Annotated in this window: 7 protein-coding genes; all 7 read left to right on the forward strand. The window is 75.9% G+C overall.

The window, feature by feature from the left end; all coding sequences use genetic code 11:
- The first annotated feature begins 144 nt into the window (after positions 1–144).
- The 7 genes from ACI8AA_RS23860 to ACI8AA_RS23890 are packed head-to-tail and all read left to right on the forward strand — an operon-like array spanning position 145 to position 6867.
- Positions 145–540 carry a TadE/TadG family type IV pilus assembly protein gene (locus ACI8AA_RS23860; protein WP_457046855.1) on the forward strand — a complete coding sequence of 132 codons (396 nt, stop codon included), beginning with the start codon at positions 145–147 and terminating at the stop codon, positions 538–540.
- A complete protein-coding gene (locus ACI8AA_RS23865; RefSeq protein WP_457046856.1) occupies positions 528–1514 on the forward strand; it encodes a pilus assembly protein TadG-related protein in 987 nt (328 codons plus the stop codon). The genes ACI8AA_RS23860 and ACI8AA_RS23865 overlap by 13 nt, the downstream gene beginning before the upstream one ends.
- Before the next feature lie 10 nt (positions 1515–1524).
- Positions 1525–2337, forward strand: coding sequence for a Flp pilus assembly protein CpaB (cpaB, locus tag ACI8AA_RS23870; protein ID WP_457046857.1), 813 nt, complete (start codon positions 1525–1527; stop codon positions 2335–2337).
- Positions 2334–3524: an AAA family ATPase gene (locus tag ACI8AA_RS23875; RefSeq protein WP_457046858.1), complete on the forward strand. Its 1191-nt coding sequence runs from the start codon at positions 2334–2336 to the stop codon at positions 3522–3524. The genes cpaB and ACI8AA_RS23875 overlap by 4 nt, the downstream gene beginning before the upstream one ends.
- A gap of 60 nt (positions 3525–3584) precedes the next feature.
- Entirely contained in the window at positions 3585–5030 is a 1446-nt protein-coding gene (locus ACI8AA_RS23880) for a CpaF family protein (RefSeq protein ID WP_457046859.1), read from the forward strand.
- Entirely contained in the window at positions 5030–5971 is a 942-nt protein-coding gene (locus ACI8AA_RS23885; protein ID WP_457046860.1) for a type II secretion system F family protein, read from the forward strand. Before ACI8AA_RS23880 ends, ACI8AA_RS23885 begins: the two co-directional genes overlap by 1 nt.
- Positions 5971–6867: a type II secretion system F family protein gene (locus tag ACI8AA_RS23890; RefSeq protein WP_457046861.1), complete on the forward strand. Its 897-nt coding sequence runs from the start codon at positions 5971–5973 to the stop codon at positions 6865–6867. Before ACI8AA_RS23885 ends, ACI8AA_RS23890 begins: the two co-directional genes overlap by 1 nt.
- The last annotated feature ends 131 nt before the right edge of the window (positions 6868–6998 follow it).

The following is a 6998-nucleotide window of genomic DNA, read 5'->3' on the forward strand; positions in this document are numbered from 1 at the left end:
CCCCCCCCCCCCCCCCCCCCCCCCCCCCCCCCCCCCGCCCCCCCCCCCCCCCCCCCCCCCCCCCCCCCCCCCCCCCCCCCCCCCCCCCCCCCCCCCCCCCCCCCCCCCCCCCCCCCGGCCGCAGCGTCCAGGGAGGAGGCTGACATGAGGAAGCGGTTGCACCGCGAGCGCGGCGCCAGCGTCGTCGAGTTCGCGCTGATCGTGCCCCTGCTGATGATCCTGGTCCTCGGGATCGTCGAGTTCGGCCACGCCTTCCAGGTCCAGGGGACCCTGTCCGCGGCGGCCCGCGAGGGCGCCCGGGTCATGGCGCTGCAGAGCAACCCGGCCGCCGCCCGCGCCGCCGTCCGCGACGCCGCCCCCACCCTCGACCCGGCGATCACCGACGCCCAGATCGCCATCACGCCCGCCGCGTGCCCGATGACCGCGACGACGACGGCCAACGTGCGGGTGACCATCAGCTACCCGATGCCCTTCCTGACCGGCTTCTTCGGCGCCGACGTCGACCTGACCGGGACGGGGGTCATGCGGTGCAACGGCTGACCCGCCCGCTGCGGGCCCGCGTCCGGCGCCGGCTGGCCGGCGAGCGCGGCGCGGTGGCCGTGCTGCTGTCCGTCCTGCTCGTCCCGCTGCTCGGCTTCACCGCGATCGCCGTCGACGTCGGCGCCCTCTACGCCGACAAGGCCCGCCTCCAGGTCGCCGCCGACGCCGCCGCCCTCGCCGTGGCCCGCGACTGCGCCCGCGGCGCCTGCGGCGACATGCAGGCCACCGCCCAGGAGCTGGTCGACGCCAACGACGAGGCCGCCGCCGGCGCCGGCGCGGCCACCGCGGCCCCGCCGGTGCTGCAGAGCCGGCCCACGCGCGTGACGGTCACCGGCAGCGCCCCCCGCGAGCACTGGTTCGCCCCGGTCATCGGCCACGACGCGAGTTCGGTCTCGGCGACGGCGACCGTCACCTGGGGCGCGCCCAGCGGCGGGACGGCGATGCTGCCGCTGATCTTCTCCTGGTGCGAGTGGCAGGCCCAGACCGGCGGCGGCATGCCCTCGGGCACCACGGAACGCACCATCGTGCTGCCCAAGAAGTCCGACACCGGCTGCACCGGCCCCTCGCGCATGTTCGTGCCCGGCGGCTTCGGCTGGTTGGAGTCCGACGGCGGCAACACCTGCAAGGCCACCACGCGGATGGGCAACCGCTTCGACTCCGAGCCGGGCAACAACCCCTCGCAGGGCTGCTCGGTCGGCGACGTCGCGGCCCTGGTCGGCCGGACCGTGCTGCTCCCGATCTTCGACGAGGCCGGCGGCACCGGCAGCGGCGCCTGGTACGAGGTCTACGGCTACGCCGCCTTCACGATCACCGGCTACCACTTCGGCGGCCAGTACGACTCCGGTGAGCCCTGCAAGGGCGAGGAGCGCTGCATCCGCGGCTACTTCACCCGCTTCGTCGACGCCTCCGGTGCCTTCGACACCAGCACCGACGCCCCGGACCTCGGCGCGTCCATCCTCCGACTGATCCGATAGGGGCCCTTCCGTGAGACGCCGACTGCTCGCCGCCGTCGCGGCGCTGGTCCTCGTGGCCGCCGGCACCGTGGTGCTGCTCGCCTACGTGCGCGGCGCCGACGCCCGCGCCCTCGCGGGGGTGCGCACGGTCGAGGTGCTCGTCGTCGACCAGCCGATCCCCGAGGGCACCCCCGCGGAGGAGGTCGCCGACCTGGTCCGCACCGAGGTGCTGCCCGCCAAGGCGGCGGTCGAGGGGCGGGTGACCGACCTCGACCAGCTCACCGGCCAGGTCGCCACCGCGGACCTCGAGCCCGGCGAGCAGCTGCTGGCCGGCCGGTTCGCCGCGCCCGCCGACCTGCAGGCGCCCGGCACCGTGCCGGTGCCCGAGGGGCTGTCGGAGGTGAGCGTGGTCCTCGAGCCGCAGCGCGCGGTCGGGGGCCGGCTGGCCGCCGGCGACGAGATCGGCGTCTACATCTCGATGGAGCTGCAGGGCAACATCGACGCCGACCCCGAGGACGAGCAGATCGGCACCACGCACGCCACCCTGCACGGCGTCCTCGTCACCCAGGTCCAGGGCGCGCCCGCGCCCGCCGGCACCGAGGGCGGTGACGTGGAGACCGCCTCGGCCTCCAGCGTCGCCCCGAGCGGCAACGTGATGGTCACCATGGCCCTGCCGGCCCGGGACGCCGAGCGGGTGGTCTTCGGCATGGAGCACGCGACGGTGTGGCTGGCGCTCGAGCGCGAGGGCACCGACACCTCCGGCACCCGTGTGGTCACCCAGGGCAACGTCTACGGCGATCTGCTCGCCGCCCTCGGCGCCGTCGCCGCGGAGGCGACCGAATGAGCCGCGTCGTGCTCGCCGGCGCCGACGACGACCTCCGGTCCCGGGTCGTGGTCGCCGTGGACGGCGACGTCCAGGTCCTGCCGCCCGGCCGGCTGCCCGGCGACCCCGCCCGGCTGTTCGAGCTGCTCACCGACGGCGAGCTGCCCGACGTCCTGCTCGTCGGCCCGCTGGCGCCGCTGCACGAGGTGCTGACCCTGGCCGGCCGGCTGGACGTGCAGTGCCCCGGCACCAGCGTCGTCCTCGTCGCCGAGCCCACGCCGGAGCTGTGGCAGGCGGCGATGCGGGCCGGCATCCGCGACCTGGTGCCACCGCACGCGGAGCCGGCCGACGTCGCCGCGGCCGTCGAGCGCGCCGGCGCGGCCGCCGCCGACCGGCGCCGGGTGCTGCGCCCGCTGGAGGAGACCGCCCGGTTCACCGGCCGGGTGATCACCGTCGCCTCGCCCAAGGGCGGCGTCGGCAAGACGACGGTGGCGACCAACCTCGCCGTCGGCCTGGCCACCGCGGCGCCGCAGGGCACCGTGCTGGTCGACCTCGACGTGCAGTTCGGCGACGTCGCCTCCGCGCTCGGCCTGGTGCCCGAGTACACGCTGCCCGACGCCGTCCACGGCCCGGCCAGCCAGGACACGATGGTCCTCAAGACCTTCCTCACCCAGCACCCCAGCGGGCTGTTCGCCGTCTGCGGGTCGGAGTCGCCGGCCGCCGGGGACACGGTGACCGCCGAGGACGTCAGCCGGCTGCTGCACGCCCTGGCCCGCGAGTTCCGCTACGTCGTCGTCGACACCGCGCCGGGGCTGTCGGAGCAGACGCTGGCCGCCATCGACGGGGCCACCGACGTGGTCCTGCTCAGCAGCATGGACGTGCCCGGCGTCCGGGGCCTGCGCAAGGAGGTGCAGGTGCTCGGCGAGCTCGGCATGATCCCGGCCGGGCGGCACGTGGTCATGAACATGGCCGACCCGAAGAACGGGCTGTCGCAGCGCGACGTCGAGTCCGCGATCGGCACCGCGGTCGACGTCGTCGTCCCGCGGTCGCCCGCGGTCCCCGCGTCGACCAACCAGGGCGTGCCGATCCTCGCCAGCAACGGCAAGGACCCGGCGGCCAAGGAGCTGCGCCGGCTGGTCTCCCGGTTCGCCGCCACCCCGCTGGTCAAGCCGGGCCGCTACCGCGCCAAGCACCGGGCGGCGTCGTGACCTCCGCCTCGATGCACCGGGCGGCGTCGTGACCTCCGCCTCGATGCACCGGGCGGCGTCGTGAACCTCGCCTCCCGCCTCGCCGCCGCCAAGGGCCGCCCGGCCGAGCCGGCGCCCGCGCCGGTCGCGCTGCAGAAGCCGACGCCCGCGGCGGCGCCGCCGGCCGTCCCGGCGCCCCGGCCCGTGACCCCGGTCGCCCCGGCGCCGCCGACCGACGCCCTCACCCGGCTCAAGGACCGCGTCGCCAAGGCGCTGTTCGAGCGGATGGGGGCGCGGCTCAACGACCCGTCCCTGTCGGAGGAGGCGCTGCGCGGCATCGTCCTCGGCGAGCTGGACACCGTCGTCGACGAGGAGAAGGTGCCGCTCTCGCCCGACGAGCGGGCCCGGCTGACCGCGGAGCTGGCCGACGACGTGCTCGGGTTCGGCCCGCTGCAGAAGCTGCTCGACGACGCGACGGTCACCGAGATCATGTGCAACGGCCCGGAGATGGTCTACGTCGAGCAGGGCGGCAAGCTGGTGCGCAGCGCCGCCCGGTTCACCTCCGAGGAGCACCTGCGCCGGGTGATCGACCGGATCGTCTCCAAGGTGGGACGCCGGATCGACGAGTCCTCGCCCATGGTCGACGCGCGCCTGGCCGACGGCTCGCGGGTCAACGCGATCATCCCGCCGCTGGCCTTCTCCGGCTCGACGCTGACCATCCGCAAGTTCTCGAAGGACCCGTTCGGCGTCGACGACCTCATCGGCTTCGGCACGCTCAGCCCGGAGATGGCCGAGCTGCTGCACGCCTGCGTCGAGGCCCGGCTCAACATCATCGTCTCGGGCGGTACCGGCACCGGGAAGACGACGCTGCTCAACGTGCTGTCGTCGTTCATCCCGGAGGGCGAGCGGATCGTCACCATCGAGGACGCCGTCGAGCTGCAGCTGCAGCAGGAGCACGTCGTCCGCCTGGAGTCGCGCCCGCCCAACATCGAGGGCCGGGGCGCGATCACCATCCGCGACCTGGTCCGCAACAGCCTGCGGATGCGTCCCGACCGCATCGTGGTCGGGGAGTGCCGCGGCGGTGAGTCGCTGGACATGCTGCAGGCGATGAACACCGGCCACGACGGCTCGCTGTCGACGGTGCACGCCAACTCGCCGCGCGACGCCATCGCGCGCCTGGAGACGCTGGTGCTCATGGCCGGCATGGACCTGCCGCTGCGGGCCATCCGGGAGCAGATCGCCTCGGCCGTCGACGTCGTCGTCCAGCTGACCCGCCTGCGGGACGGCACCCGCCGGGTCACCCACGTGACCGAGGTGCAGGGCATGGAGGGGGAGACGGTGACGCTGCAGGACGCGTTCCTGTTCGACTACTCGGCCGGCGTCGACCCCTCGGGCCGGTTCCTCGGCAAGCCGGTCGCGACCGGCGTGCGGCCGCGGTTCACCGACCGCTTCGAGGAGCTCGGGATCCGGGTCTCCCCGGCGGTGTTCGGGACGCCCGAGCCGGTGCACGCGCGGCGGTGGGCCTGATGTCCCCGGCGCTGCTGCTGCTCGGGCTGGCGCTGGTGACCGGTGGGCTGGCCGTCCTGGCGCTCGGTGTGGTGCCCGCCGGTCCGCGCCGGGTGCCGCTGGCCCGGCTGGACCCGTCGGTCGCGCCGCCGCCGACCCTGCTGTCGAAGGTGGCCGCGCAGGCGTCGGGCGGCGTCGAGCAGGTGATCGCGCGGCGCGGCGGGGTCGCCGCCGGGTCGGCCGCTCTGGAGCGGGCCGGCATCGCGACGGGCCTGGCCGAGGTCGTGCTGCTCACCGGCCTGGCCACGCTCGTGCTCGGCGCGCTCGGGTGGCTGATCGGGGGTGTGCTCGCCGGGCTATTGCTCGCGCTGCTCGCCCCGCTGGGCGCGCGGGTGCTGGTCCGGCTGCGGACCGGCCGGCGGCAGGCCCGGTTCGCCGACCAGCTCGACGACGCGCTGCAGCTGATGGCCAGCAGCCTGCGGGCCGGGCACAGCCTGCTGCGCGCCGTGGACGCGGTGGCCGAGCAGGCGCCGGCGCCGATCGGCGAGGAGTTCGCCCGGATCGTCAACGAGACGCGGGTGGGCCGGGACCTCGGCGTCGCGCTCGACGAGGTGGCCGCGCGGGTCGACAGCGACGACTTCCGCTGGACCGCCCAGGCCATCGCCATCCACCGGGAGGTCGGCGGCAACCTGGCCGAGGTGCTCGACACCGTCGGCCACACGATCCGCGAGCGGAACGCCATCCGCCGTCAGGTGAAGGCACTGTCGGCCGAGGGCCGGCTGTCGGCTTGGGTCCTCATGGCCCTGCCGGTCGGCATCGTCGCCTTCCTGACGGTGACCAACCCGGTCTACCTCTCCGCGTTCACCGAGTCCCTGGCCGGCTGGGTCATGATCGCCGTGTCGGCGGTCCTGCTGGTCGTCGGCGGGCTGTGGCTCAAGAAGACCGTGGCGATCCGGTTCTGATGACCACCGTCCCCGCTCCCGTCCTCGCCGCCACGCTGGCCGTGGCCCTCGGCGTGCCCCTGCTCGGCTGGGCGCTGTTCGCGCGTCCGGAGGACGCCGCCGCCCGGTCCCGCGCCAACCTCACCCGCGGGCTCGACGTGGCCGGCGCCGGCCCGCGGGCCGCCCGGACCCGCCCGGGACCGCTCGGCCGGCTGGTCTCGGTGCTGACACCGGCGGGCACGGTGGCCCGGCTGGACCGGATGGCCGGCGGGGCCGGGCGGCCGGCGGCCTGGCCCGTCCCCCGGCTGGTCGCCGCCAAGCTGGTGCTGGCCGCGGTCGCCGCGGCACTCGGGCTGCTGGTCGTGAGCAGTCGTCCGGGGCCGCTCACCGTGCTCGTGGCCCTCGCCACGACGGTCGTCGCCTACGTCGTCCCGGAGCTGCTGCTGTACAGCCGGGGCCAGGAGCGCCAGCAGGCCATCGGCCTGGAGCTGGCCGACACCCTCGACCAGATGACCATCGCCGTGGAGGCCGGCCTCGGGTTCGAGGCCGCGATGGCCCGGGCCGGGCGGAACGGGCGCGGCCCGCTCGCCGAGGAGCTGGTGCGCACGCTGCAGGACATCGGCGTGGGCCAGCCCCGCCGCGAGGCCTACCTCGCCCTGGCCGAGCGCACCGGCGTGGAGGACCTGCGCCGGTTCATCCGGGCCGTCGTGCAGGCCGACGTCTACGGCGTCTCGATCGCCGACGTGCTGCGCACGCAGGCGCAGGAGATGCGACTCAAGCGCCGGCAGCGGGCCGAGGAGAAGGCCATGCAGATCCCGGTCAAGGTCATCTTCCCGCTGATGCTGTGCATCCTGCCGGTCCTGTTCGTCGTGCTCCTCGGCCCGGCCGCCATGGACATCGTCGACGCCTTCAGCTGAGCGCCGCGGGGGGGGGGGGGGGGGGGGGGGGGGGGGGGGGGGGGGGGGGGGGGGGGGGGGGGGGGGGGGGGGGGGGGGGGGGGGGGGGGGGGGGGGGGGGGGGGGGGGGGGGGGGGGGGGGGGGGGGGGGG

The organism is Geodermatophilus sp. SYSU D01180 (assembly GCF_054050415.1).